Genomic DNA, 24,900 nt, shown 5'->3' on the forward strand with positions numbered 1-24,900 from the left:
CAAAAACTGCTCAATATACATAGTTTAACAATCAGTAATAAGGGAATATATGGGTAACTAAGTTAGTGGAAAGGAGCTTACCTATTGGAAGGTTTATGGAACACTTTCAAAGAAGAACTATCTAACGTATCTGACTTTTTATGGACCTATCCTCTCGCCATCATTTTGATCATTGGAGGTATCTTCCTTACATTTAGAATCAAGTTTTTTCAATTCCGATTCTTCGGGCACATCCTTCACCAAACCATCGGACAGATTTTCAAAAAGACGAAACAAAAAGGCACCATTACCCCCTTTCAAGCTTTCACTTCTGCCTTAGCTTCTACAGCTGGTGCGACGAACATCGTCGGTGTTCCTGTCGCCATTTCCCTGGGCGGTCCTGGAGCTCTTTTTTGGATGTGGATCATTGCCCTTATCGGCATGGCAACGAAGTATAGTGAAATTCTGCTCGGCATGAAATACAGGGAGAAAAATGATAAAAATATCTGGGTCGGCGGACCGCAGTATTACATAAAAAAAGCTCTTGGTTGGAAATGGGTATCCGCAGCATTCGCATTTTTCCTGATGATTGAGTTGATTCCGAGCACGATGGTGCAAGCAAACTCAATCGCCACCCAAACTGAAGGTGCATTTGGATGGCCTGTTTATGTTACAGGAGCTGTGATGTGTGCAGCTATAGCCTTGGTCGTCTTCGGAGGAATTAAACGGATTGCCAAGGTAACCGATAAGATGGTCCCTGGCATGGTGCTCATTTACCTCACTGTATGTCTTTATGTCATTTTTGCAAATATCGATCAACTTCCAAATGTTTTTGGATTGATTTTCACCCACGCTTTTACGCCTATTTCAGCCGCTGGCGGATTTGCTGGGGCAGGAATAGCTCAAGCACTGCGTTGGGGTGTCGCCAGAGGTCTTTATTCCAATGAAGCTGGTCTAGGTACCGCCCCGATTGCGCACGCCGCGGCCAAAACCGATCACCCTTCCAGACAAGCCCTATGGGGAATCTTCAGTGTTTTTGTTGATACCATTGTCATCTGTACCATTTCAGGCTTGACTGTTCTCGTCACAAACGCTTGGAGAGAGGTCGATGGGGAGAATGCTTCCAATATGATCAACGTCGCAATTGGGTCTGAATTCGGTGACGCTTTTGGCAGCAGTTTCATATCAGTCTTTCTACTGTTCTTCGTCATAACGACGATCGGAATCCTCGTGTTTTATGGTGAAAAACAAGCAGAATACCTATACGGTTTGAAAGTAGCAAAAGTCATGAGGATTGTCTATATCGCCGCCGTTTTCGTCGGATCGATCGGCGGGCTCAAGTTCGTATGGAATTTCTTGGATTTGCTTCTTGCCTTCGTATTGCTCACAAACATCATTCCGTTACTGTTCTTGCATAAAGAAATCGCTTCATTGACTGATGACTATGTGAATCGCGTCATCAAAAAGAAGACTAAGAAACAAAAAGTGCAATTGTTCGATGAAGAAGATGCAAGTTGACCTAGTTTGATGACGAGTCTATTGATCTTTGGATATATTACGAAAAAGAGGGCAGGCACTCATACACAAGTGCCTGCCCTCTTTTTTATTGACTTTACTTAACTCAATGTCGACTTTTTCCTATCAGTTCCCTGCTCAATCTTTATCTTAAGAATACGTGATTTCCTATAACAGTAGTCACTTCCTGGCTGCTCAGATAACTGCTTTGGGCTTTATCAGGATTATAGAAGAAGATAGAGCCCCGGTCATATCCTTGATAGGCCAAAGCTTCCTCGACAGCACGTTTGGATTCTTCGCCAGCTGGCTGATGGATCGTTCCATTCAAAACAGGAGAAAACTGATAACCATCATGAATGACACCATACAAGGAATCAGGAAATTGATCGCTTTCCACCCGGTTGAGAACAACGGTAGCTACAGCGACTTTTCCTGCATAACTTTCTCCTTTAGCTTCCGCTTCCACAAGTCGGGAAAGTAAATCTTTTTCTGACTCACCCGCAACCACCGGGAGCTTCAACTGTTCCCCAGGGTAAATTTCAGCATTGGATTTATTGTTCATTGCCTCGACTTGTTTTACTGGCACCCCATATTTCATAGCGATTTCATATATAGACTCGCCCTTTTGGACGGTGTGCGTATTTGCATGAGCAGAACTTTGCATTGGAAATGAAAAGGCAAGGGCGCAAAAAACTGCAATACCTGCCATCCACATCTTTTTAAACACTATTAACCTACCTCCCTGATTATTAATCAATTACAAAGTAACATAGGAGGCGGAATTTTTTCACTATTAATTCTTTCCAACCTTTCCAATACGGTTGACCTCCTCATGAAAGCTACTATCATAGGCGATCCGCTTCATTTATGGTTTGGCCCAACTGCCGTGAAGAGTCCCCCCCTGCTGCTCACAGTTTGGAAAACTATGTTAATAAAGGGTTGTTTTCTATATCCTATATTTTTTCATAGTTTAATCCTTACGTTTCTATATCTACATCCACCTATGCTATCGTCTAAATGGAATCTATTTAGGGTAAAGTATTACCAGACATCATTATCATTTATTAAAGCAGGTGTTATTATTGCTCGATACTCACGCTAGGAAATATGTCCAACCTTCTATTGAAAAAACAGCATCATTTTTTTTAAAAAAGAACCGCACCCCTGATCAAATTACTATTCTCGCACTTGCAGCTGGCATCACTACGAGCGTTTTCTATGTGCTTGGTTATCCACTGATAGGAGTCCTTTTTTTATGGCTGTCAGGTTACCTGGATGCCGTAGATGGGACGATGGCACGCCATACAAAAACATCGCCATTCGGGACCGTAATGGATATCACCTTCGACCGTATCGTTGAAATCGGTATGATCGTTGCCATCGCTTATATTCACCCTGAAGTTATTTGGCCGCTTCTTTTACTAAGTGTCTCGATCATCATTTCTATGACGATTTTTTTAGTTGTAGGGGCTGTATCCGAACAAGCAGGTATCAAATCCTTTTATTATCAAGCGGGTCTTGCTGAACGTACTGAAGGGTTCATCCTCTTCACTATAATGTTGCTTTTCCCTGATATTTTAGTATGGTCCACATTGCTTTTCTTTGCGGTTGAACTTTTCACAGGTATCCAGCGGTTCGCAGAAGCCAAGCGAATCTTACAATAAAAACCATCCAGGCTCTGTCTCAGGTGCCTGAATGGTTTGGATGATAAATAAAAGGACTGCCGAGTTCACAGGCAGTCCTTCTTATTAGAGATTTTTTCTTTACCGCTTATTCATTTCAGATGGTTTTGGACCTTTACGTTCCCCACGATCCAGCTTGTTAATAGCAGCCATATCATCTGCAGTCAGATCGAAATCGAATACATCGAAGTTTTCTTCGATACGGGAAGGTGTCACTGATTTCGGAATGACCACCGTATCGTTTTGCAAGTGCCAGCGAATGATGACTTGAGCTGACGTTTTGCCATGCTTTTCTGCGATGGATTGAATCGTATCATTTTTCAACACTTCTCCACCTTGCATTAATGGACTCCATGCTTCTAACAGGATTCCATTATCACGGCAAAAGTCCTTCAATTCATTTTGCGCCAAGTATGGATGACATTCAACTTGGTTGACGGCTGGTTTGACCTCACATTCATCTATGAGACGCTGCAGGTGATCGATATCAAAGTTGCAAACACCAATCGCCTTCACTTTCCCGTCTTTTTGTAGTTGTTCAAGTGCTTTATAAGTTTCTATATATTCATCAAATTCAGGCGTCGGCCAGTGTATCAAATAAAGATCCACATAGTCTAACCCTAATTTATCAAGACTTGTATCGAGGGCTTTTATCGTATTTTCATATCCCTGATCAGAATTCCAGACTTTTGTTGTAATGAATAGTTCATCACGGGCCACACCACTTTTGCGAATCGCTTCACCGACTTGTTTTTCATTGCCATAAATCGCAGCTGTATCAATGGCTCGGTATCCCGTTTCGATGGCTTTTGTCACAGCAGGAACAGCGTCCTTTTCTTCGACTTGCCATACACCAAACCCTAATTGAGGCATCTCAATCGTTCTATGCAGCGTAACTGTATTCATTATCAATTCTCCTTTTCTTGTAAAGGTTTACAGAATTAGTGTAGCACAATCATTTCTCTACTGGCTTCTATTCTGCTCAGATCAGTCTTTCTCCGCCGTTTCCCGGTAAACTTCGACTGCCCGGTCAAAACCACAATTCATCAGATAAGTATCCTTTTCTTTCCTTATACTCTCACACGTTCTATTGGTAATTTCTCCTGCAGCGTAACGATCCCTTCTGGTATCACGTTCATACGAAATATTGTTTCCATCATAGTTCAAAGTTGTATAAAGAGGGGCCCCCTCTGTCGTTCGTTGCACCACCCGAACTTCTGACGATACACCTTTTTCCACATCATCCATGAAAGCATCCAATTTATCTACATTCGTTACCTCCTCATGTCTATCCGGGACAGCATCCGTTTCCACAACCTTTTCGGGTGAATTTGAAGCACATCCTGCAAGGACAGCTAGAAAAAGAAATAATAACCACCGCATGATTTTCTCACCTCTATCTTATTAGTCGCAAGAAGCAAGGAATGGTTACGAAAAAAAACTTCCCGCCCTTCAGCAGGAAGTTATTTATTTATTAAAATGGATCTCCCAATTAGACCCCGTCCGTATGTCGTAAGCTTTTGCAAACGAACCTTGATTGATTGCCACACCTAAATTATCTAATGAGTTCACATAAACGAGAGGCTCCCCTTTATGTGTATCGGCAAATGATCGGCCGAACGTCATGGAATTGTGATACACTTCCCGACCATTGTGTGAAATCGTAACTTTTAATGTGTCACCATAGCCTATCTCTAACTTTTTGAAAAAGTCCCGCGGGATATTCGTCCATAGATTCCCGAACCGGATATCTAAAATATCGATAATACCCTCAACAGCTTCATAACCAATCGTCGGTTCTTTTACCTGCAATTGTACCAGCGTCTCAGGCTCAATCAATGGACCGACTGTTTCGAAGCTAATAACTCCCGCAGCAAGCCTCGCTCCTGTATATGCATAGATATCGCGGCCATGAAACGTATAAGACTCACCTGATTTCGGCAGTCGATTCACTTTTTCATCAATTTCCCGGACTTCCAAGATACCCTCTGTACGCTGGATGTGCGTAAGGGTCCCATTGTCAGGGGTTATGACGAAGTGACCGGATCCAGTTTTGACACCAATACTTCTTCGTGTAGATCCTACTCCTGGATCGATGACAGACACAAAGACAGTCCCCTCTTTCCAGTAGGTCATCGTCTGCCACAGCCGATAAGAACCTTCCCAAATATTGAAAGGAGGAATATCATGGGTCAAATCGAAAATAGATAAACCAGGTTCCACGGAGTGGGCGACTCCATGCATAGCACTTACCGCCCCATCACTGATGCCGAAGTCTGACTGCAGTACGAGCGTTTGTGTCATAGAAACTCCTCCTCTTTCATTAAATAATGAATATTCTAAATAATTACCAGGAGAAAAGCAAATCTTATGTCATTTTTATTAACAAAAGGCTATGTTAACTTATGCAGCTTAAGCTCTAACCCGGCTTTTTCAACAACAAAAAAGCGCCAGCGAAATCAAGTTTTCGTCGGCACTCTCGGGTAAACTACGATCATCCTGTACATGAAAAAAGCGAAAATCGAAATGAAAATCAGCGCACTGATTCCGTCAGGCACCGTTAGGTATTTTAAAATTACACTTAAAATCAAAGGTAAAGTAGTAGCATATGCCGTTAGCTTCCATAATTGTTGATACGCCAACTTTCTTCCTAATGCTTTTCGCATCAGCAGACCACCACCAGCCAGGACCGAAACGCCTACAAGAATCAGGAAAACAATCAGCAATGGATAGAAAACAAGAAACTGGATGATATAACGACCACGGGAAACTTCTGTCAAGTTCGATTCCATATGAATGACAGTGGCAATCATATCCGGCATAAACAATATCAATAGCAAAAGGAACAGATACAGGATCGTATTCGTAATCCCTTTCCTGTTCAAATGGAACATCGCCTCTTTTTTCGGTAAACGCAAGCTATTCACTAGTGAATTAAAAAAGCCCATTTTCTTCTCCTGCCTTAATCAGCGTATATCGCTAGTTCTTCTTCAATTTTTGCACGAATTTTCCCTAGAGCTTCTTCCGGTGTTTTAGCGAATACGCGATGGCCATTCACAATGGCATAAGGACGGACCGCGCACATCCCGCAAAAAGATAAACATTCGTTCATGAGTACCGCCACTTCAGGGTATTCGGACTCAATAATGCTTTCGATATCCAATTCATTGATCAAGTTTCCATCACAAACTTCTACGACTACAATCCCCATGGTGAGTACTCCTTTCTATGATGTCATTTGTCTTATTTATCATAATCCCAAAATCGACCGGGCCTCCCGCTCGTCCTGGTTCATCTGTTCCACAAGTGCGTCCATTCCATCGAAATTCACTTCATCTCTTAAGTGACGCAGGAATTGGACACTGACTTTCCGGTTATAAAGATCACCCGAAAAATCTAAAAGGTACGCTTCTACTTTATAAGAATCTCCATTTACTGTCGGTCGGTAGCCCGCACTGATCAATGTGTAATAATACTCTGGCGCGTCTTGAACAATTTTGACAAGGCCAAGATAAACGGCTGGTTTCACATTAACGTAATCCTCAATGTCCCCCATGTTCAATGTTGGAAAACCAAGTTCTCTTCCTAACTGCTCGCCTTTTTCAACTATTCCCGTCAATTCGAAAGGACGACCAAGCATCGCTTGCGCCGCTTCCATCCGTCCCTCCTTCACATGGGTGCGTATGTCTGTGCTGCTCACCTTGGCACCATTCAGCATCACTCCTGGCACAATGGAGACCTCTGCGCCAATTTGAGTGCATAATTCGGCCAACCCTTCTGCATCAGACCCTCTCCCTTTACCGAAACGGAAATCCTCACCCACTACGATATGGCGAACATTCAACCGGCTTAAGTGCTCAAGCACAAATTCCTCAGGAGATGTCTTTGCATATTCTTTTGTGAAATGGACGTGATAATAGCGATCTACACCGAAACCTTCGAGGCGTCTTTGTTTATCTTCTTCTTTAGACAGCATATATTTGAATTCTTCGTCACCTTTTAACACCCACTTTGGATGGTCAGAAAAACCGTATACTGCTATTTTATCCTCTGCAGAAGCAAGTCTTTCTGCTTCTCGAAGCAGTGATTGATGTCCTAAGTGTACACCATCCATCTTCCCGATTATCAAAACGAGGGGTTCTTTATTGTGAGGTGGTTGTCCATTAACTTCAATCGTTTCCATATTACAAAGCATCTCCTTCAGCCTGTTGATTAAACCTATTAATTATATAACATCCACCCTTATTTAATCAACCCTGCTTACTTTTTGCAATCATTCTGCCCCTTCCCTTTTTGGAAATGACAGTTATCTGGAAGACATGATTTCGAGATCTTTGTAGGAATCTAGGGGCGTAGGGGAAGGGGTCGCGTTCCCAGCAAACATCACACTTACAAAAGTCTCGAATAGTGAGTTTTAATGGAAGAAGACGAGAGATATCTTTGATTCTTGGAAGGAGTGGACGGTGAGGTGAAAATTATAGGGAATAACTTAGGCTTTTGATATGATAAGAAAAAAGAAAGGGGCGTTGTCTATGATGGAAAAAGCAAAGGCATTTGCAGAGGAAGCTCACAGAGGACAAAAACGAAAAAGTTCTAATGAGGATTATATCGTCCACCCGATCCGCGTAGCTGAAATACTGAAAGAAGCTGGTTATCGGGATGCCGTGATTTGCGCTGGCTATTTGCATGACGTCGCAGAAGATACTGAATATAGCCTGGATGACATAGAAAAAGAATTCGGGGTTACGGTCAAAAATTTGGTTGCTTCCCACACAGAAGATAAAAGCAAGTCATGGCAGGAAAGGAAGCAACATACCATTGATACAGTGGCTAGTGGCTCCGAAGAAATTAAGGCTTTAATCATCGCGGACAAGCTAGACAACTTGCGTTCACTGAAGAAGGAGATGGACATCCACGGTGAAGTGGTGTGGAATTTTTTTAATGCAGGCTATGATTCACAAAAATGGTACAACGAATCAATAGCAAAAGCTATAGAAACAGGACATTCTAAAAACGGGGCACCTCTGTTCTTCTTTGACTACCGCAAGCTTGTTAAACAAACGTTTGATTAAATGTCAGGAATCTACAAAACCACGCATGAAATCCAACCTTTAGATTCAAAAGCGCAAACGCTTTGGTCAGACTCGACAAGCTAAAGCACTTACGTATCGTGAAGCACTTTTCCTCCAATAATGGAAATCAGCCCCCGGGTAGAGGAGAGCTGACGCTAAAGATGGCTCATGCGCCATTAGATTCCATAGGCGTTATTTTATAAATCCATGGCGAACATTGAAATCCGGGTTCAGCTTATTGCGCCACAGGAGGAAAATGGCTTTCAATTATTTTCTCATCCGAATGGGGGATCTCTTCACCCCTGATAATTTGCGCATTGTTGATACAACCACTCGTCAGGAGGATGATATCTCCTTCCCTAGCAAGGGTCATCGAACGGTGCACTCCGTCAGCCCGGCTCAGAGTTGGGTGGATATTAGGCGCATCCGGTTGTTTGAATCCAGTCAGCACTTGATCGACTATGATTTGAGGATCATGGTAGCCAGGATGATCGACAGTGACGATGATTTCATCCGCTTTCCCATCAATTGCGGCTGCCATCTTCGGCATTTTATTGAAATCACGAATACCGATTCCTGCAATCATAACAATTAAACGGCGGTGTTCCAGTTTTTTCACTTCCTCCAATAAACGATTTAAAGCTACTGGTGTATGAGCATAATCTAAGATGACCTTCTGATCCTCAGGCACCTGGATCACCTGGAAACGACCTTCAGGGCCCTCGAGTTCAGGTAGGACAGAAAGAATATATCCCCATTCAAAGCCCAGGTGCAGGGCGGCAGCAATCGCGGAAAGTACATTCGCGACATTGTACGTGCCATATACAGGGACGAACACCTTCTGAGATTCACCTTTGTACCCCAAGTCAAACACTGATCCATTTTCTAACACCTCAATGTTGGAAGCAATCAGGTCGGCATCTGGGTGGTCTTCAGTACTATAGGTTAACAATCCCTCGGTCCCCATCTCCAACAGCTCTGCTGCCATTCCTTCATCATCGATATTGACAACACGATGCTCAGCTTGCTGGAATAAACGCAATTTACAATCTCGATAATGCTCGACTGTACGGTGATATTCCAAGTGTTCTTCGGAAAAATTGGTGTGGACCGCTACATCAAATTGGATGCCCTCCACTCTACACTGGTCAAGAGCAATTGATGAAACTTCCATGACCATCCCTTGATCTCCGCTAGTTCTCATGTCACGAAAAATTTGGTGTAAATCCAACGATTCAGGTGTTGTGGGCGTACTTTTTTTATATTCGATTTTTTTGCGGGAAGTCCAGATGCCAGTTGTACCAATCGATCCTGTCGGCAAACGCAATAAGGTCAATAGAGATCGTACGTAAGCAGCAACAGTCGTTTTCCCATTCGTTCCTGTAACACCGACCGTTTTCAACTCTTCATCTGCTGACCCAAAGAAGAATTTAGAAAATACAGCCATTGCGGAACGGATATTTTCTACAACAAGAAAAGTAATCCACTCATATCTCGCCTGCAAATGGCTGAATAAAGAACTATCACTGCCAAATATGACCGTGGCACCCCCTTCAATCGCTTCGTTCACATATTCGTGCCCATCAAAATTTTCCCCTTTGAGGCAGAAAAAAGCAGCCTTTGGCTCCACTCTCTTCGAATGAAAAGCAAGTGATGAGACTTCCTGTTCAAGGGGGCCGTATACTTCCTCTATATTAACATTTTGTAATTGATCAAATTGTATATTCATGGCTATTTTCCTCACTCTGTATATATGATTTATCGTCGTCTTTTCATCGTAAAAGTATGTATCTCTTCTCTCTGTGATTAACGGAAACTCAGCCACTATTTACCGTAAAAAGATTAAATCGTACACCCTTTCTTTCCCACTCCCATTACTATGTGAAACAACTCTTCACGCACTTACACAAAAACAGGGTCATCAGACTACTTTTATTCCAAATAAAACCACCTCAGGTCATCCAGATTCTGGATGACCTGAGGTGGTGATATTTTACATTTCAAAAAAGTTCCTGCTGTTATTCATCTTTTATGAGTAGAACGGTCAGACTAATAAGTGTAACGAGGATGGTGGCTCCCATATCGGATAAAATCGCTACCCAAAGTGTCAACCATCCTGGAATGGTCAGCAGCAATGCAATCACCTTTAACCCTAAAGCGATGGAAATGTTCCACTTTACCACTCGATTGACTTGTTTCGCAATTTTGAATGCGTTCGGCAACTTTCCTAAGTGGTCTTGCATAAGGACTATGTCAGCCGTTTCTATCGCACTATCGGTGCCTTTCCCCATTGCAATTCCCAAGTCTGCCATCGCAAGAGCAGGTGCATCATTGATTCCATCCCCGATCATGGCCAGCCTGGTTGTTTTTTTCAAATCCGTAACTTTGCTTACTTTCTCATCAGGTAACAACTGGGCGTGAATTTCCGTGACCCCGATTTCGTCCGCAACTTTCCTTGCTGTTTGTTCATGGTCACCTGTCAGCATGATTGTATTCTTGATTCCTAAGGAATGAAGGCGCGATATCAACGAACGGCTTTCCTCACGTACTTCATCCGCAATACCGAACATCCCTAAAATGTTCCGCTCATCTGAGACGACGACTAGAGTGTATCCGGAATTTTTCAAGCCGTCGATATCCTGTCTCTCACCATCTGCAAGCTTCAGGTGTGTCAGCGTCTGCTCACTTCCGACAAAGAAAGTTTCTCCATTGATGACAGCACGCACCCCTTTTCCAGGGACAGTATCGACAGAGGAAGGTTCAAGGACTTCTGCCCTCTGGACCTCTTCTTCTTCCAAAATCGCGGTCGCTATCGGGTGGGAAGAATTTTTTTCAACAGACCGGGCAATTGTGTAGAATCGTTCATTATCATATACCTTCACTTCCTGGACTGTCGGTTCGCCTTTCGTCAATGTGCCGGTTTTATCAAAAGCGATGCTTTCTATTCTGCCTAATTGTTCAAGGTAGACGCCGCCTTTGACTAAAATCCCATTGCGGGCATTTTTAGTAATCCCAGACAGAATGGCTATCGGAGACGAGAGAATGAGGGCACATGGACAGCCTACAATCAAAACCGCTAAGCCCTGGTAGAACGAGGCACCCCAGCCGGCTGAGAAGAACAATGGCGGCAACAGGATAACGAGCCCTGCGATCACCATAATCAGTGGTGTATAATATTTGGCGAACCTGTTGATGAACAGCTCTGTCGGTGTCTTCATTTCTTGAGCTTCTTCAACAAGGCGGAGAATCTTGGCTAATGAAGAATCCTGGTAAGCTTTCGTGATTTGAACTTTCAACAGTCCCTCGTTGTTAATGCTTCCCCCAAACAGGGATTCACCCGGTAATTTTTCTACAGGAAGTGACTCACCTGTGATAGCCGCTTCGTTGACAGAACTGGTTCCAGCTACTACAAGGCCATCCGATGGAATCTTTTCCCCTGCTTTAACTAGCACGAGATCCCCTTCTTCTAAATCCTCAATGGCGACAATCTGCTCGGATCCATCGTCCATTAGTCGAGTCGCTTGTTTAGGTGCCACCTTCAACAGTTTCTCCATAGAACTTCGGGCTTTTTCCATCCCTAAACCTTCAAGATATTCATTCAAACCGAAAAGAATGGCGACAACTGTGGCTTCTTTCCACTCCCCTATAGCTACGGCACCGATCAAGGCGATTGTCATTAATGTATCGATATTGAATTTAAGCTTCACTAAATTTTTCGCGCCTTTAATAAAGGTGTGATACCCACTAATTGTAATGGCAGTTATATACATTAAAGTCACCGCGAGTGGCGGTAGTACTCCTTGCAGCAGAAGTGTGGCCACAAAGATGATGGCGGAGATGATCACAAGCAACTTCATGTTCGGTCCATGGTTGTGCTCGTGATCATGTTCTTCATCCTCCTTTAAGGATGCCCCTTCCGATTTTAAAATTTTGCGGACCTTCGCTAAATCTACCCCATCATTTACAACCAGTTTGCTTGAGCCGAATTTCAGTTCTGCTTTTTCCCCGTTTTCCAACTTTTTAATTTCCTCTTCCATCTCTGCTGCGCAGTTTGCACATGATAGTCCTTGAAGTTTGTATTCCTTCATTCTCTTTCTCCCCTTTAATGGTGAAGAGCGTGGTTGATTGTCTGTTGTAAGAGATCGATTACGTGTTTGTCATCGTGCGAGTAAAATAGTGTCGTACCTGCTCTTCTATACTTCACCAAACGCAAATTTTTCAAGAAACGCAATTGGTGCGAAACCGTTGATTGGCGAAGTTCTAACGTATCTGCGATTTGATTGACAGACATTTCTCTTTCACAAAGCAAGTGTAAAAGTCGAATCCGTGTCGGATCTGATAACGCTTTGAACGTTTGAGAAACGACAAAAAGTGTTTCCTCATCAAGCTCTTCGATTTCATTTTCTTCCTGTTCTTCTGACTTATTTTTATCATTTGACATTAAACTGACACCTTCCTTATATGCGCATATATTCATATATACATTTATAGTATGCGGGGAAACCTTTTTTGTCAACAGATTCTTGTCAATGTTTAATTTGGAAATTATCGGGAAAATCTCATATGTGAATTCAGTAATGAGCAGATATTTTGTTTTTCTTAATATCAGGATACTACTATGATTAATATTCACTACTAAAGGAGGAAACAAGCAATGTCCAAAAAAGTATTGATGGTCGTAACAAACCACGAGAAAATCACTGATGAACAACCAACAGGAATTTGGTTATCCGAATTCGGTGAAGCATATAATGAATTCAAACAGCACGGCTATGAGGTTACAGTCGCCAGTCCTCAAGGCGGTCAAGCCCCTGTTGACCCAGGTAGTGTAAGCGAAGATGAGCCACAAGAAATTTTAGATACAAAACCACATTTAGAAAACACAACTCCGATCGCCAGCGTAGAGGCGGAAGAATTTGACGCTATTTTCTTACCAGGCGGTCACGGAACAATGTTTGATTTTCCAGATAATGAAAAACTTCAAAAACTGCTTCGCAACTTTTATGAAGCGGATAAAATCGTCGCTGCTGTCTGTCACGGTCCTGCTGGGCTTGTCGGTGCCACAAGATCTAATGGTGAACCACTAGTCAAAGGCAAGCGTGTCAATGCGTTCACGGATGCCGAAGAAGTTGAGACTACGTTGGACAAACACATGCCGTTCTTGCTTGAAAGCAAGCTGAACGAACTTGGTGCCACATTCGTCAGCGGTCCGAACTGGTCCACTCATTATGAAATAGATGGGAACCTGATTACAGGCCAGAACCCACAATCTACGGAAGCTGTGGCTAAAGAAGTCGTGAAGCAGTTAAGTTAAAGCGCAGTTTTGTATTCTATAAAGAAAAGGTATCCTGAATGGCTTCAGGATACCTTTTTTACGTTATTGGTCATCATCGTTTTTAGAGCCGAACAGGTAGCGATAGATTTTTTGAATGACAATGATATATAAAACGAGCCATGAAAGGAACAGACCAATAACAACCATAGTTTTGAACAACGTCAATCCTGTCAAAATCGTATAGAGGACTGCGCCGATTAAGGCGACAGTCCCAATGATATAAAAGAAGATCGACGAAACTATTTTCAAACTATGACTGAACCAGGCAGGCATAAATCTCACCCCCTGTTCTACCATATGTAATAGAAATAATTCAGCTTGTACTTTTGGTAGAGTTCAATGAAAAAAGGCGGTAATCCCAGCATCATCCAGTTGGTCCTGAGATATATGCCTTATGTTAAAATGAACCAAACGAAACTATAGAGGAGAATGAAGTTGGAGAAAAAATTGGACCATATTGGCGTCGCTGTACGAAATATAGAGGATAGTATCAACTTTTATACGAATGTACTTGGAGGCAAACTCATCGATCGATATAGAAGTGAAGCAGAAGGTGTGGAAAGTGAAATCGCAATTATAGATATAGATGGTGATCGTACGGAATTATTGATGCCTACAAATAATACAACATCACCGATTGCCCGATTCATTAAACAAAAAGGAAAAGGAGTTCACCATGTCGCTTATCATGTCGGCAGCCTGGAACAAGCTTTAGAAGATTTGAAAGAACGTGGAATACGCACTCTTGAAGGGTCGTTAAGAACTAATAAACATGGAAGGCGCTTGATCTATCTGAACCCGGCCGATACAGAAGGGACGATTATCGAGTACTGCGACTATCCTGAACAACCCTAACAAAAGCCCCTTTAGCCTTAGCTGGCTGCAGGGGCTTTATGAGGGTTCATAGCATTATGGTTCATGCTTCCCACATGATGGATTTGATTTGAGTGATTAACTTCTGAAATTACAGCTGATTTTAACCAAGTGCTGCAGAAACATCGTAGTCGCAAGGGTCAAGCTCCGTTTCCATACCAAGGACTAACCTTGTAAGTTCTGCACCGAGATATGGACCGGAAGTCAACCCCGAAGCTCCCAAACCGTTGGCAGCATATAGACCTTCCCATCCCGGTATCCCCCCGAATACTGGAAGGAAATCGGGGGTGAAGGGACGGAAACCAACGCGTGTTCCTAAGAAAGTACTATCATAAAGACCTGGTGCTACTTCTAAAGCTTTATCAAAAATATAGTGGATTCCACCAACTGTGCTCCGGTAATCATAACCGACTTCGTCTTCATGAGTCGCCCCTGCAACTATGTGTCCGCCGCCGAATGACACCATATATTGGTTATTTGGCGGCATGATGACTGGCCATCCCGATGTCTCAGTTTCTTCAACATGAAAATGAGCGATTTGCGCTTTTTGAGCTGTTACGAGGAAATCGATCCCGAGGGGACGTAGAAGCGGCTTCGCCCAGACTCCTGCGGTTACGATGACATAGTCCGCTTCGTAGGCAACGCCATCCACCTCAATACCGGTCACCTTTTTGTCTTCAAAGGTAACCGTGGCATCTCCCTCCACCTGTTCTGCACCATTTCTTACAGCGGCACGAAGTAAGGCATTTCTTAAGGAACGTCCATCCACCCGGGCAGCCCCGCTTACGTGGACCGACCCATAGTCGTCAGATAGAGGAGGGAACATCTTCTTCGTATCCCCAGGGGATAGTTTCGTCACTTCCCCCATTTCCGGAGCTTCTTCCCTTCTCTTCAAAGCACGCTCCACCATCTTGTCGAGTTTCTTTTCATCCTTATGAAGGCTGATGGCTCCCACACGTTTATAACCCGTTTCCCGCTCCCCCTCTTTTTCAAGCTGTTGGATCAGTTCAGGGTAATACTTCGCTCCCCCTTTCACAAGACTGTACCAACGCTTATTACGCCTTTGAGATAACCAGGGACATACGATGCCAGCTGCCGCATCTGTAGCCTGTCCTTCATCTTTTCGGTCGACGATTTTTACATCCACCCCTGTTTTAGCTAAGTGGTATGCCGTCGAAGCGCCAAGAATGCCTCCACCGATTACTATATATTTTTTCATAGGATTACAAACACCTTTTCTCATAGAAGTTTTTTATCTAGACCAATTGTATAGAAGATGAAGCATGGTCTCAAACCGCGCTCCATTTCATTCCAAAGATATTTTAAAGGTTTCCGTTACTATGTATGGAATTTGAAGGTCCGGGAAATCACTCGTCCAGCTCCATCGCCCAGACACTCGCGTCATAAGCAGAACGTCAGCGGAATGAAAAAACACATCCCGTTGGCGTTCTGCTTACGCCAGTCGTGTCTACCAGGGCGAATCCGCATTTGAACACTTTCCGTGGGCATGTGGTGAGCTCAGGCTTCGCCTTGCGGGATCTCACCGATCATGCTCATCCCACAGGAGTCTCGCAATTTCCCGTACCTTCTTACGTTAGTGAGGAGAACGAAAACATAAGAGTCAGTGTTTCAAATGAAAAGAGCTCCTATGAGTAAGAACCGTGCTGGAGAGCGCTTTCTTCCATATCACGCAGGATAGACTCGTCCTTCTAGGTCAGGAGTTCGTTCATCATCCTTTGAATGGGGTGGTTGGGAAACGACGAGCCTCCTATTTTAAAAGCGGAAGCACCTTGTTCAACGGCGTATGGACTGGACTGAGCTGGAGGAGATAAAGGAAACACGAAGAACAAAGTGATTCGATGTTGACTTATTGTACAGAAGCGAGGGAAGTCTCACTAGCCGTTAGGTGCTGGAGCTGGACAGTACACGTATAGCAAAACTTCTCTCTATAGGGGCAGTCAAATATCGCCTAATAAGCGGGAGAAGGGGCGAGGCGAGATCCCACAGGGCGCAGCCCGAGGAAGCTTGCCAGATCCCCCGCAGGAAAGCGAGTTGTTTCCCAACCACCCCTATGTCTTATACAGTAACGAACCCCTATTATCCCAAAATCCATCCTTCAGGATATTGCACGTTTACTTGGGGGCTTTTCCTGAATGTCCATGGAAACGAAGTGCAGTTCAGGTTGCAAACCCATAAAAAAAGCAGTTCAGTGAAGAAATACAAGTTACGTCATTGTACTCGAACACTGAACTGCTTGGTCCATCAGGACAGCATTTCATTTACTATATTCACATAAGTATTGATAACATTGCTCTAAGGTACTTACACAATCGTGGATGCCGTCAGATTCGATTTCTATCAATGAGAAACGGTTCTTTGTAATCGTGAACGGAGCTATGCACACCTTGCGATTATCGTCTGTGAGTTTTTGCAACTCCCCGTACACTGGATCACGCTCTTTCTCAACGAAGTCAAACCAACTCGTTTGCTCCATACCGCCACTCCTCCACGAATAATCTTCTAAAACTAACCATTCGATAAAAGGAGGAAAAATCCTCTATTCTGTTACGACTTCCACTTCCCATTGGTCATTAACATACAATCCGATTACATCGACCGGGAAATCCCAGGAATGGATAAGATCCACGGAACTCCTGATTTGCTGCACTTTATCCTCTTTTGGACATGGGTTACCAGCACAGTCGTAATGACCTACAATCGCTACTACACCTGACCCGTGGTTTTCAGCTGAAATGCGAATTTTCGCGTGGACTGAGGCGAGTTGCTCCTCTGAACCCTCAAGCAAAAATTTTGTCGGCCCCGCTTCTGTAATCATATCAATATACTCTGCTCCGTATTGTTTTTGCATCCAATGGATGACCGGGAGTTGAGCTCTCCCATCCATACAATTGATAGCTGTTGCAAATGATTGATTTCCCATTACTCTACCTCCTAAAAAATTATATTCTATATTTTATCATAAGAACAAAAGTTCCAACGCATTTGTCTGCATTTCGAATCTTAAAAACATACCTATCTTAAGGAATATGCCCCTTCAAGGAATCGGGCAATTACGAAATCACCCATGGACGACAAAAAAACAGCAGGACAAATGCCCTGCTGCTCTTCATCAATTAATGCCGTCGATTTGCATTGATTCAACGGTAGCCGTGCCGTTATCACGAATTCGTGCCTGCATTTCCACTTGATCGCCTTCTTTTAAAAAGATAGATAGTGGAGCTTTACTTGTATTGACTGTATAAATCGTCGTGTCCCCTTCAAGCAGGAATTGCACCGATTGCCGTGACTCAGTGGAAGTGACCAGGACACGATTAATGACTCCGCTCTTATCCGTCAGGTCAACTTCTTGACTTCCTTCAACACTGCTGGGATCTTGAGCAATTTGTAACCGGTACGCATTCAGCGTCTGTTTTGCTGTATCACCGAAAACAGCAAAATCAGAATCCGCCGCTTTAATGTAAGCATACTGTTTAAACAAGCCATTAGGATCCAGGACGTTCACAATCCACGTCGGGTGGCCATCCACGTTATAAAGAACGGGCATCGTTCCTGTCCAGTTCTTCTCTGGATACTGCTTATTCACAATTTGAACCGCACCCTTACTATCCATAATTCCCTGGTTTTGCTGACCATTATAATACGTCAGCGTACCCGTTCGTGCATTAATCAATGTGTATCCTAAAGCTGAATCAATGTTCTCTTTCGGTGAGGCCATATCTGTGAAATAGAACATCTCTCCACCTTCATTGAAAATAGGAGTCACACTGCTCTCTGTCCCTGATTCATTGGGGATTTTCACATCTTTTTTACCAAAAATGGAATTCAACCAGCCATTCACATATTTACCGAAGTATTCATTTTCAATCGCTGCCAGTTCGGAGCTTACAGAACCTTCAATGAATGCCGGCGCTTGATCGGCGTCATATGTTTCCACATCACCTGTGACAGGGTCTACCACTGCTACTTTGATTTGATCCATGTCGGGACGGTTCGAGAACACCAGTGGTTTATAAATGGTCTGGATGTACCACGGTTTCCCTTCATCATCCACCTCTATTTGTGCTTCTCCACTCTGGATGTGGTCTGGATGCTCGCTGTAAACTGTTCGCTGCACATTGTGGTTGAAGAAACTTGAGTTGGTGTACCTCATCTTATTTTGAATAAATTCAGGCTGAGCATTGATATTGGTGGCAGGGATGGAGAAATACCCTTCGGTTTCTTTACCTCTGAAATATCTCCAAAAACTAGAAAATTCAACAGGGGCTATATAGACAATTTCCCCATCCACTTGTTGGGCCTGCAATTTGCCCAAATCATAAAATTGTGTGTTCGGTACAACGCTCATTGCTTTTTGAACTTTATTTCTCGCTGATTCAGGAGCAACAGAAATCGGTGTATTATCTTCATTCAATGGCCTTGCTTCTGCTTCCTCTGATTTTGAAATCGAGTCATAGGTATCCTGCAAAGCAAAAATGCTATAGACAAAGACACCGATTACAGCGACTGCCACAGCAAATACGATCACTCCTGTCAATGAACGATGGGCGGTCTGGTATTGTACAGGAATTTTCGATCCTCCATAGACTAAGGGCACAAACAGTATAGCCACCACAATATTCATGATCAGCATATTGGGGATCGTGATTGTAGGCATGAATGTATAGACAACAATTGCCATAACGATGAATCCGAAAATGAAGATACCCATGGCAACCTGTAAAATCTTCTTCCTTCGCATGCGGTTTTTATAGTATGCAATGGCGGTCAATATAAGAAATAATAGAAAAGATAAGACCGTCGTCAATAATATTCCAATCATTTTATAGTTTCTCCTCCTTTGTACTAATTCTATTTACGTTTATAATCCTTTTTACGTTTCACTTTTTTATTTGATAATGAACCGTATGTCCATTAAGAATACTTTATGTTACATAAAAAAAGCAGAACACTCATGCTCTGCTTTTCTTTTCAATATAATCTGCCAACCCCATCGCGCATACCTCAATATCCAATTTCAATATTTCATAGACGGAATGCTCATCCGGAACGCCCTGTTCTCTCAAATAAGACGTCAGCTGCTCATGAAGACGCTTCTGTATACCATCAAGTCCTTCCCCCATTTCAAGAGCATTATTAGCTTCACTTACGAAGACCGGCAGCCATTCCATTACTTGATCAAACGCTTGACCAGGTTCTTTGCTTTCTCCAAAATGACCAAAAAAGACACAGGCAGGATTCATTTCCCGGAAACGTCGGATCGATTGCTGCATCGCTTCTGGATCGAACTGATTTGGTGATGTTGTAGGTAAATAAAACGTCAAACCACAGTCTTCCGTCTGATGATATCGGATGCCGGCTGTGTCGCCAGTAAATAACCCATTGCTCCATGAATCATGGATGCCAAGGTGGTGATTGGCATGTCCCGGGGTATCATAGAAAGTCAAGGTGCGCTTTTCAGAGATTTTCAGTATATCACCATCAGTTTTTGAGTGCAGTTTTTCTTCAGGAATAGGCACAATTGGATCAAACAATTGATTAAAAGCCTCTCCATACACGGCGCGGGCACCTTTGATCAGTCTTGATGGATTCGCTAAATGACGCTTCCCTTTTTCATGTACGAAAACTTCTGCATTCGGGCAATCTCTTAATAACAATCCCGCTCCCCCAGCGTGATCCAGGTGGATATGGGTCAACACGATGTGCTCGACTTGCTCAGGTGTTATATCGAGAGCGTGCAACCCTTCCAATATTCTAGAAACAGATGGACTCGGACCTGTTTCCACCAGTGTGATCTTCTCCCCCATTAATACATATGTACCTGTCCGACCTTCAAAGCCTAAATCGAAACCGTCGATCAGGAATATATCGTTCTCCAACTCAATTGGTGCTTTCTTTTTCATTGTTTCACCTCACCTTTTGGATTACTTTAAGTTTACTAAAAGTTTCCACATAATGATAACGTTTTCTTTTGCTCAGGATTTGTTAAAGCTTGTTGTTGATTTTTCATGTGAGAATTATATGGAAGGCCCGCTTTCGAAAAGTTAGTTGTGGTTTAGGAGCGTAGGGGAAGGGCTCGCTATATGAACGTCTCGAAATCGCTTGAGGGAGAAGATCATACTTAAGCGATAGGAAGGAAAGCACTCTCCAGCCCTGTTCTTACGGATAAGGGGCTCTTATCACTTATAGCACCGAATCTCCTGTTTTCCGTTCTCCTCACTAACGCAAGAAAGTCCGGGAAATCGAGAGACTCCTAATCAAAAAAATCAACACTGAAATTTAACAGGGACTTCGATTAAAGCAACTAATCCTGTCACAAAATTGGGCTGGGTGAATATCATGAATCTTGAGGAGTTGGTTAAAATGACAGAAGAACGAAATATGCACCAACAAGGTCAAATGAAGCCTAACTACAACCAGTGCAACAAATTCAAATATTACCATGTGATGGTAAAAACAGAAGACGGACGGAGCTTTGATGGTATCATCACAGATGTTAATCATGAGAAGATGACAATTCTCATCAGTGAAGATGTCACGGTTGATGAAAATGGCAATAGCACAGATGACCGCCAATATTATGGTGGCTATGGACGTCGCCGGGCTCGCCGCTTCCGTCGAGAAGTCCTTCCATTAGCAGGTTTGGCCACATTAGCCTTATTCCCATACCTGACGCCATACCCTTATTACCCGTACCCATCCCCCTACCCTTACTACTATTAAACAAGTAAGAACTCGCCCCTTGACCGGAAGTCTCTTATCTCAATTACATGGAATAAATTTCCACCTCAAGTCATCCAAATTATGGATGACTTGAGGTGGATTTTTTTAGGTTATTGGGTTGTCTTCCCTCCGATTAACTGAAGACGTTTTTTTCGATTTGTTTCATTTCATAGAAGTAGCCTTGCTTAGCCATCAATTCCTTGTAAGTTCCGGTTTCTACAATACTGCCCTCCTCCATCACGATGATTTGGTCCATCTTCTCAAGCCCTGTCAATCGATGACTGATCAACACTACCGTATCTTCTTTTGCATGTGTGAACAAACGATGGTAGATGTCCTGCTCAGTGAGGGCGTCGACGGAAGAGGTCGGTTCATCCAAAAGCCACAGCTTCTCACCTTTGAGGAATGCGCGGGCAATTGCTAAACGCTGTTTCTCTCCGCCAGATAAATTTTCCCCTTTTTCTAATACGGACTTTTCTAAATCGAAATCAAGCGACACTTCCGCCAAAGCTTTTTCCATTTGTTCATCAGATAACCCATCTTTTGCTAACTCAAGATTTTCGCGCATGGTTCCATAGAAAAAGTGGTTCTCCTGGAGCACAACATTGCTATGCGCCCACACACTTTCTTCATCAAGTAACTCCAAATCCGTTCCGCCCAATTTCACCGTCCCCAGAGTCGGCCGGTGAAACTTCATCATCAATTGCAGCAATGTGGACTTTCCCGAGCCACTTGGCCCGACAACAGCCGTTTTACTCCTTGAAGGCAGCTTAAACGACACTTCTTTCAACGCTTGTCTGGTTTCGTCCGGAAAACGGTATTCTACATTCTCAAACTCAATAGCGGGTACTTTCCCTGCTCCCAACTGCGCTGTCCCCTGATCTGGTATCTCATCATCTGCAACAGAAAAAAGACGTGCAGATGCCCGTTTGCTATCCTCCAGGTGACGAGGAAGCACAGCCATCGGAGTTACATTTTCAAAAACGGTTAAAGAAATCATTACAAGCATGGCGAGAAACAGCCCGTTCAGATCACCTTCTGCAACAAGGTAAGCCCCTAAGCCAAGCACCCCCCAGGAGACAAATAACGTCACGAGCGTGTTCATAGAGTGGTTGGTGAGCATTTGCATTCCTTCTCGTTCTTGTTCTTTAAGATAAGTGATCGAGGACTGGTGGAGAGCCGCTTCTTTATTATCAAGCTGCTGATAGATTTTCAAATCCCTGAATCCATATAAAAACTCAGTAGTATCCGTTGATAAATCTCCCCGCGCTTTCCTCACGTGAAAGCCCGAGTTTCGCTGTTTCACTGTGTACCATGCCGGAATGAGCAAACCTGTAAGGAACAACCCGAGCAGGAGGATGACAGCGATCGCTACAGAAAATATAGACGTAAACACAAGTGTACCGAGAAATATGATTACAAGGACGACGGGTGGATAATAAACACGGAGGAAGAAGTTTTGCAGGCTTTCTACATCCCCTACGATTCGGGAAAGCAAATCCCCGCTCCGGTATTTTTGAAAAATTCTCGGTGCATGAGGCTCCAGCTTCTTATAAAAGGCCAGGCGAAGATTGCTTAAAATCGTAAATGTCGCCCGGTGGGAAAAATAACGCTCAGCATAACGACCTAAAGCCCTGACAAAGCCGAACAACTTCAAAAAGGCAATTAAAACAGTCAGGGCATATAAAGGTGGCATTAAAGCCGCACGTGAAATCAAGTAACCACTAGAGGCGAATAAACCTACAGCTGAAAGTCCTGCTAAAAAACCGAAGAATATGGAAAGTACGATATCTTTTTTCTCCACAACAACAAGCTGGATGACTTCTTTCAAGTCCTTCATGCTGAGCCGCCTCCTTGCTGGACGTTTACCATAGCTTTATACTCAGGAACCGTTGTCATAAGACTTTCATGAGTACCTGAACCTTTCAAGTGTCCATTTTCAAGAAACAAAATCTGGTCTGCCTTCTTGATTGTATGCAAACGGTGCGCCACCGTAATAATAGTAGCTGTCCTGGCCAGTTCTTCAATCGAATGCTGTAAAATACGTTCAGTTTTCAAATCGAGGCCTGTCGTCGGTTCATCAAAAAGGATAATAGAAGGCTGCTTCAGGAAAGTACGGGCAATTGCAAGACGCTGCTTTTCTCCTCCTGATAACCCTCTCCCCGCTTCTCCGACCGGGGTATCATACCCATGCTCCAGCGATTCAATTAAAGGAGCAATCCCAGCCTTTTCGGCAGCGGACCGAATTTCCTCAAACGAATGCTGCCCCCGTCCACCGATGGCAATGTTTTCTGCTATCGTTCCAGAAAACAAATAAGGGTGCTGGGATATGTAGCTTACTTGATTGAACCACTCCTTTTCCTGGTAGGAGAATAGCGGGCGGCCATTCACTTTTATCGCGCCTTCTTCAGGTTTGACTAAGCCGGCAAACAGATGGAGTAAGGTTGTTTTTCCCGCACCACTCTTCCCTACAATTGCAACCTGAGACCGTGATGGTATTTCCGCTTGGATAGATTGTATAGCGAAACCTTCCCCGTATCGGAAACCTACTTGATTCAGCTCGATTTCAGGGGGATCTTGTTCTTCTATGATTCCGTCACCCCAGTGTATATCCTCATCTTCTTTTTCCAATTCATCTGTCAACTGAGCTGCCGCACCAGAGCTTCCTCTTCCTGTATGAAAAGCACTGCCGAATTCTTTCAATGTCAAATAAAACTCAGGAGCCAATACGAGAATGAAAAAGGCTGAGAAAAATGAGATACTTTCATAAACAACAAGACGAATAGCAATTTCAAGAGCAATCAAACCGATGCTCAGCATGGAGATGAACTCCAACATTAAAGAAGAGACGAAAGCGACTTTCAACACTTCCATTGTGGCATCTCTGAAACCCAGACTGCTGGCTTCGATTTCAGATTGTTGTTGCTTAGAGCGACCGAACAACTTCAAAGTCGTCAGCCCTTGCAGCGTATCCAGGAATTTACCGGAAAAGGCAGAAAGTTTCTCCATCTGTTCTTCCGATTTATTTTTTGTCATGATCCCGATGATGGCCATGAATAAAGGAATGAACGGGGCTGTAATCACCATAATCAGTCCTGAGTAGAGGTGTTCAGTAAAAACAACAATCAGAATCATCAGTGGTATAATAGCTGTTTGGATCATCTGCGGGATATAACTGCTGAAATACCCATCTATTTCATCCACCGCATCCATCAGCACACTTACTTTGCGTCCTGATTGTCCTTGTAAAGAAGATTGGACCGGGTTACGTGAAAATTTCCGGATGACCAGCCGTCGATAGTGCTGTTTGGCCTTTGTCGCCATTTTTACACCTGTCCGCCCATTCAACCAGGTGAAAAGTGTCCGACCGGCAAGAACTGACAACAACCCTATTAGAAGCGGTACTATTTCATGAAAGGCTTGTTGGTCGAGAAAGATCCGATCGACTACGGCTACGAAAAAATAAGATTGACCGATGATGGTGGCACCGAGCAGCACGGATGTGAGGACCAGCAGCATGATGCCTCTTCTGTTTGCAAATGCTTGTTTGCTGAGGTGCTTCATATCTATTCAAAACTCCTTGCAGAACATTTTGTGAAAACATTCACATTACCTTAATTATAGTAGATACTCCTTAAAAATACTAAAGATAAAACTGAGTATTCTATGAACAATTCTATACCATCGTCTCCTTATTAGATAG

24 protein-coding genes are annotated in these 24,900 nt (G+C 43.4%); 6 read left to right on the forward strand and 18 right to left on the reverse strand.

Features of this window, described 5'->3' with window-relative positions; all coding sequences use genetic code 11:
- The first annotated feature begins 84 nt into the window (after positions 1 to 84).
- Positions 85 to 1,497 (forward strand): alanine/glycine:cation symporter family protein, encoded by a 1,413-nt coding sequence (locus HLI_RS10140; protein ID WP_128524873.1) that lies wholly within the window; start codon positions 85 to 87, stop codon positions 1,495 to 1,497.
- 142 nt (positions 1,498 to 1,639) lie between these two features.
- On the opposite strand, the gene HLI_RS10145 is transcribed toward HLI_RS10140, so the two are convergent.
- Positions 1,640 to 2,221, reverse strand: a complete 582-nt coding sequence (locus HLI_RS10145) for a cell wall hydrolase (RefSeq protein WP_128524874.1) — start codon at positions 2,219 to 2,221, stop codon at positions 1,640 to 1,642.
- Between the two features lie 355 nt (positions 2,222 to 2,576).
- On the opposite strand from HLI_RS10145, the gene HLI_RS10150 reads away from it, so the two are divergent.
- Positions 2,577 to 3,158, forward strand: a complete 582-nt coding sequence (locus HLI_RS10150; RefSeq protein ID WP_128524875.1) for a CDP-alcohol phosphatidyltransferase family protein — start codon at positions 2,577 to 2,579, stop codon at positions 3,156 to 3,158.
- A 99-nt stretch (positions 3,159 to 3,257) separates the two neighbouring features.
- Here the strand turns inward: HLI_RS10150 and HLI_RS10155 are convergent, their stop codons facing one another.
- The 6 genes from HLI_RS10155 to HLI_RS10180 all read right to left on the reverse strand — a co-directional run bounded on the left by HLI_RS10155 (position 3,258) and on the right by HLI_RS10180 (position 7,359).
- Positions 3,258 to 4,082: an aldo/keto reductase gene (locus tag HLI_RS10155; RefSeq protein ID WP_128524876.1), complete on the reverse strand. Its 825-nt coding sequence runs from the start codon at positions 4,080 to 4,082 to the stop codon at positions 3,258 to 3,260.
- A gap of 81 nt (positions 4,083 to 4,163) precedes the next feature.
- Entirely contained in the window at positions 4,164 to 4,559 is a 396-nt protein-coding gene (locus HLI_RS10160) for a DUF4362 domain-containing protein (protein WP_128524877.1), read from the reverse strand.
- 84 nt (positions 4,560 to 4,643) lie between these two features.
- Positions 4,644 to 5,480, reverse strand: a complete 837-nt coding sequence (locus HLI_RS10165) for an SAM hydrolase/SAM-dependent halogenase family protein (RefSeq protein ID WP_128524878.1) — start codon at positions 5,478 to 5,480, stop codon at positions 4,644 to 4,646.
- Between the two features lie 155 nt (positions 5,481 to 5,635).
- On the reverse strand, positions 5,636 to 6,124 hold the full coding sequence (locus HLI_RS10170) for a DUF1189 family protein (protein ID WP_128524879.1): 489 nt from the start codon (positions 6,122 to 6,124) through the stop codon (positions 5,636 to 5,638).
- A gap of 14 nt (positions 6,125 to 6,138) precedes the next feature.
- A complete protein-coding gene (locus HLI_RS10175; RefSeq protein ID WP_128524880.1) occupies positions 6,139 to 6,387 on the reverse strand; it encodes a YuzB family protein in 249 nt (82 codons plus the stop codon).
- A 39-nt stretch (positions 6,388 to 6,426) separates the two neighbouring features.
- Positions 6,427 to 7,359, reverse strand: coding sequence for a bifunctional riboflavin kinase/FAD synthetase (locus tag HLI_RS10180; RefSeq protein WP_128524881.1), 933 nt, complete (start codon positions 7,357 to 7,359; stop codon positions 6,427 to 6,429).
- A gap of 349 nt (positions 7,360 to 7,708) precedes the next feature.
- Between HLI_RS10180 and HLI_RS10185 the strand changes: the two genes are divergently transcribed.
- Entirely contained in the window at positions 7,709 to 8,248 is a 540-nt protein-coding gene (locus HLI_RS10185; protein ID WP_128524882.1) for an HD domain-containing protein, read from the forward strand.
- 235 nt (positions 8,249 to 8,483) lie between these two features.
- Here HLI_RS10185 and HLI_RS10190 read toward each other — a convergent pair whose 3' ends face one another.
- The 3 genes from HLI_RS10190 to HLI_RS10200 all read right to left on the reverse strand — a co-directional run bounded on the left by HLI_RS10190 (position 8,484) and on the right by HLI_RS10200 (position 12,689).
- Entirely contained in the window at positions 8,484 to 9,977 is a 1,494-nt protein-coding gene (locus HLI_RS10190) for a UDP-N-acetylmuramoyl-L-alanyl-D-glutamate--2,6-diaminopimelate ligase (protein WP_128524883.1), read from the reverse strand.
- A gap of 289 nt (positions 9,978 to 10,266) precedes the next feature.
- Positions 10,267 to 12,336, reverse strand: a complete 2,070-nt coding sequence (locus HLI_RS10195; RefSeq protein WP_128524884.1) for a heavy metal translocating P-type ATPase — start codon at positions 12,334 to 12,336, stop codon at positions 10,267 to 10,269.
- A gap of 14 nt (positions 12,337 to 12,350) precedes the next feature.
- Positions 12,351 to 12,689 carry an ArsR/SmtB family transcription factor gene (locus HLI_RS10200; RefSeq protein ID WP_128524885.1) on the reverse strand — a complete coding sequence of 113 codons (339 nt, stop codon included), beginning with the start codon at positions 12,687 to 12,689 and terminating at the stop codon, positions 12,351 to 12,353.
- Between the two features lie 213 nt (positions 12,690 to 12,902).
- Here HLI_RS10200 and HLI_RS10205 point away from each other — a divergent pair, with 213 nt between their 5' ends.
- On the forward strand, positions 12,903 to 13,562 hold the full coding sequence (locus HLI_RS10205; RefSeq protein WP_128524886.1) for a type 1 glutamine amidotransferase domain-containing protein: 660 nt from the start codon (positions 12,903 to 12,905) through the stop codon (positions 13,560 to 13,562).
- Positions 13,563 to 13,625: 63 nt separating this feature from the next.
- Here the strand turns inward: HLI_RS10205 and HLI_RS10210 are convergent, their stop codons facing one another.
- A complete protein-coding gene (locus HLI_RS10210; protein ID WP_128524887.1) occupies positions 13,626 to 13,856 on the reverse strand; it encodes a hypothetical protein in 231 nt (76 codons plus the stop codon).
- Positions 13,857 to 14,018: 162 nt separating this feature from the next.
- On the opposite strand from HLI_RS10210, the gene HLI_RS10215 reads away from it, so the two are divergent.
- The gene (locus HLI_RS10215; protein WP_128524888.1) at positions 14,019 to 14,438 is read left to right on the forward strand and encodes a VOC family protein; all 420 of its coding nucleotides are present in this window, start codon (positions 14,019 to 14,021) and stop codon (positions 14,436 to 14,438) included.
- Between the two features lie 121 nt (positions 14,439 to 14,559).
- Here HLI_RS10215 and HLI_RS10220 read toward each other — a convergent pair whose 3' ends face one another.
- From HLI_RS10220 to HLI_RS10240, 5 genes are all read right to left on the reverse strand, one after another.
- The gene (locus HLI_RS10220; protein WP_128524889.1) at positions 14,560 to 15,675 is read right to left on the reverse strand and encodes an NAD(P)/FAD-dependent oxidoreductase; all 1,116 of its coding nucleotides are present in this window, start codon (positions 15,673 to 15,675) and stop codon (positions 14,560 to 14,562) included.
- A gap of 1,056 nt (positions 15,676 to 16,731) precedes the next feature.
- Complete coding sequence (locus HLI_RS10225) at positions 16,732 to 16,950, reverse strand: hypothetical protein (RefSeq protein ID WP_128524890.1); 219 nt, start codon at positions 16,948 to 16,950, stop codon at positions 16,732 to 16,734.
- Positions 16,951 to 17,013: 63 nt separating this feature from the next.
- Positions 17,014 to 17,397, reverse strand: coding sequence for a carbonic anhydrase (locus tag HLI_RS10230; protein ID WP_128524891.1), 384 nt, complete (start codon positions 17,395 to 17,397; stop codon positions 17,014 to 17,016).
- Positions 17,398 to 17,586: 189 nt separating this feature from the next.
- Positions 17,587 to 19,296 (reverse strand): DNA-binding protein, encoded by a 1,710-nt coding sequence (locus HLI_RS10235; RefSeq protein WP_128524892.1) that lies wholly within the window; start codon positions 19,294 to 19,296, stop codon positions 17,587 to 17,589.
- Between the two features lie 130 nt (positions 19,297 to 19,426).
- Entirely contained in the window at positions 19,427 to 20,377 is a 951-nt protein-coding gene (locus tag HLI_RS10240; protein ID WP_128524893.1) for an MBL fold metallo-hydrolase, read from the reverse strand.
- Between the two features lie 460 nt (positions 20,378 to 20,837).
- Between HLI_RS10240 and HLI_RS10245 the strand changes: the two genes are divergently transcribed.
- Entirely contained in the window at positions 20,838 to 21,197 is a 360-nt protein-coding gene (locus tag HLI_RS10245; RefSeq protein ID WP_206659650.1) for a hypothetical protein, read from the forward strand.
- 133 nt (positions 21,198 to 21,330) lie between these two features.
- On the opposite strand, the gene cydC is transcribed toward HLI_RS10245, so the two are convergent.
- Positions 21,331 to 23,037 (reverse strand): thiol reductant ABC exporter subunit CydC, encoded by a 1,707-nt coding sequence (gene cydC, locus HLI_RS10250; RefSeq protein ID WP_128524894.1) that lies wholly within the window; start codon positions 23,035 to 23,037, stop codon positions 21,331 to 21,333.
- The gene (cydD, locus tag HLI_RS10255; RefSeq protein ID WP_128524895.1) at positions 23,034 to 24,761 is read right to left on the reverse strand and encodes a thiol reductant ABC exporter subunit CydD; all 1,728 of its coding nucleotides are present in this window, start codon (positions 24,759 to 24,761) and stop codon (positions 23,034 to 23,036) included. Before cydD ends, cydC begins: the two co-directional genes overlap by 4 nt.
- Positions 24,762 to 24,900 lie beyond the last annotated feature (139 nt).

The sequence above is a fragment of the Halobacillus litoralis genome (assembly GCF_004101865.1).
Classification (GTDB): domain Bacteria; phylum Bacillota; class Bacilli; order Bacillales; family Halobacillaceae; genus Halobacillus; species Halobacillus litoralis_A.

Bases quoted from the DNA above. Each gene is read 5' to 3' on its own strand.
- HLI_RS10185 (WP_128524882.1), top strand. From the start codon at position 7,709: ATGATGGAAAAAGCAAAGGCATTTGCAGAGGAAGCTCACAGAGGACAA.
- HLI_RS10195 (WP_128524884.1), bottom strand. From the start codon at position 12,336: ATGAAGGAATACAAACTTCAAGGACTATCATGTGCAAACTGCGCAGCA.
- HLI_RS10200 (WP_128524885.1), bottom strand. From the start codon at position 12,689: ATGTCAAATGATAAAAATAAGTCAGAAGAACAGGAAGAAAATGAAATC.
- HLI_RS10155 (WP_128524876.1), bottom strand. From the start codon at position 4,082: ATGAATACAGTTACGCTGCATAGAACGATTGAGATGCCTCAATTAGGG.
- HLI_RS10170 (WP_128524879.1), bottom strand. From the start codon at position 6,124: ATGGGCTTTTTTAATTCACTAGTGAATAGCTTGCGTTTACCGAAAAAA.
- HLI_RS10210 (WP_128524887.1), bottom strand. From the start codon at position 13,856: ATGCCTGCCTGGTTCAGTCATAGTTTGAAAATAGTTTCGTCGATCTTC.
- cydC (WP_128524894.1), bottom strand. From the start codon at position 23,037: ATGAAGGACTTGAAAGAAGTCATCCAGCTTGTTGTTGTGGAGAAAAAA.
- HLI_RS10160 (WP_128524877.1), bottom strand. From the start codon at position 4,559: ATGCGGTGGTTATTATTTCTTTTTCTAGCTGTCCTTGCAGGATGTGCT.
- HLI_RS10175 (WP_128524880.1), bottom strand. From the start codon at position 6,387: ATGGGGATTGTAGTCGTAGAAGTTTGTGATGGAAACTTGATCAATGAA.
- HLI_RS10225 (WP_128524890.1), bottom strand. From the start codon at position 16,950: ATGGAGCAAACGAGTTGGTTTGACTTCGTTGAGAAAGAGCGTGATCCA.
- cydD (WP_128524895.1), bottom strand. From the start codon at position 24,761: ATGAAGCACCTCAGCAAACAAGCATTTGCAAACAGAAGAGGCATCATG.
- HLI_RS10245 (WP_206659650.1), top strand. From the start codon at position 20,838: ATGACAGAAGAACGAAATATGCACCAACAAGGTCAAATGAAGCCTAAC.
- HLI_RS10205 (WP_128524886.1), top strand. From the start codon at position 12,903: ATGTCCAAAAAAGTATTGATGGTCGTAACAAACCACGAGAAAATCACT.
- HLI_RS10235 (WP_128524892.1), bottom strand. From the start codon at position 19,296: ATGATTGGAATATTATTGACGACGGTCTTATCTTTTCTATTATTTCTT.
- HLI_RS10220 (WP_128524889.1), bottom strand. From the start codon at position 15,675: ATGAAAAAATATATAGTAATCGGTGGAGGCATTCTTGGCGCTTCGACG.
- HLI_RS10230 (WP_128524891.1), bottom strand. From the start codon at position 17,397: ATGGGAAATCAATCATTTGCAACAGCTATCAATTGTATGGATGGGAGA.
- HLI_RS10190 (WP_128524883.1), bottom strand. From the start codon at position 9,977: ATGAATATACAATTTGATCAATTACAAAATGTTAATATAGAGGAAGTA.
- HLI_RS10180 (WP_128524881.1), bottom strand. From the start codon at position 7,359: ATGGAAACGATTGAAGTTAATGGACAACCACCTCACAATAAAGAACCC.
- HLI_RS10240 (WP_128524893.1), bottom strand. From the start codon at position 20,377: ATGAAAAAGAAAGCACCAATTGAGTTGGAGAACGATATATTCCTGATC.
- HLI_RS10165 (WP_128524878.1), bottom strand. From the start codon at position 5,480: ATGACACAAACGCTCGTACTGCAGTCAGACTTCGGCATCAGTGATGGG.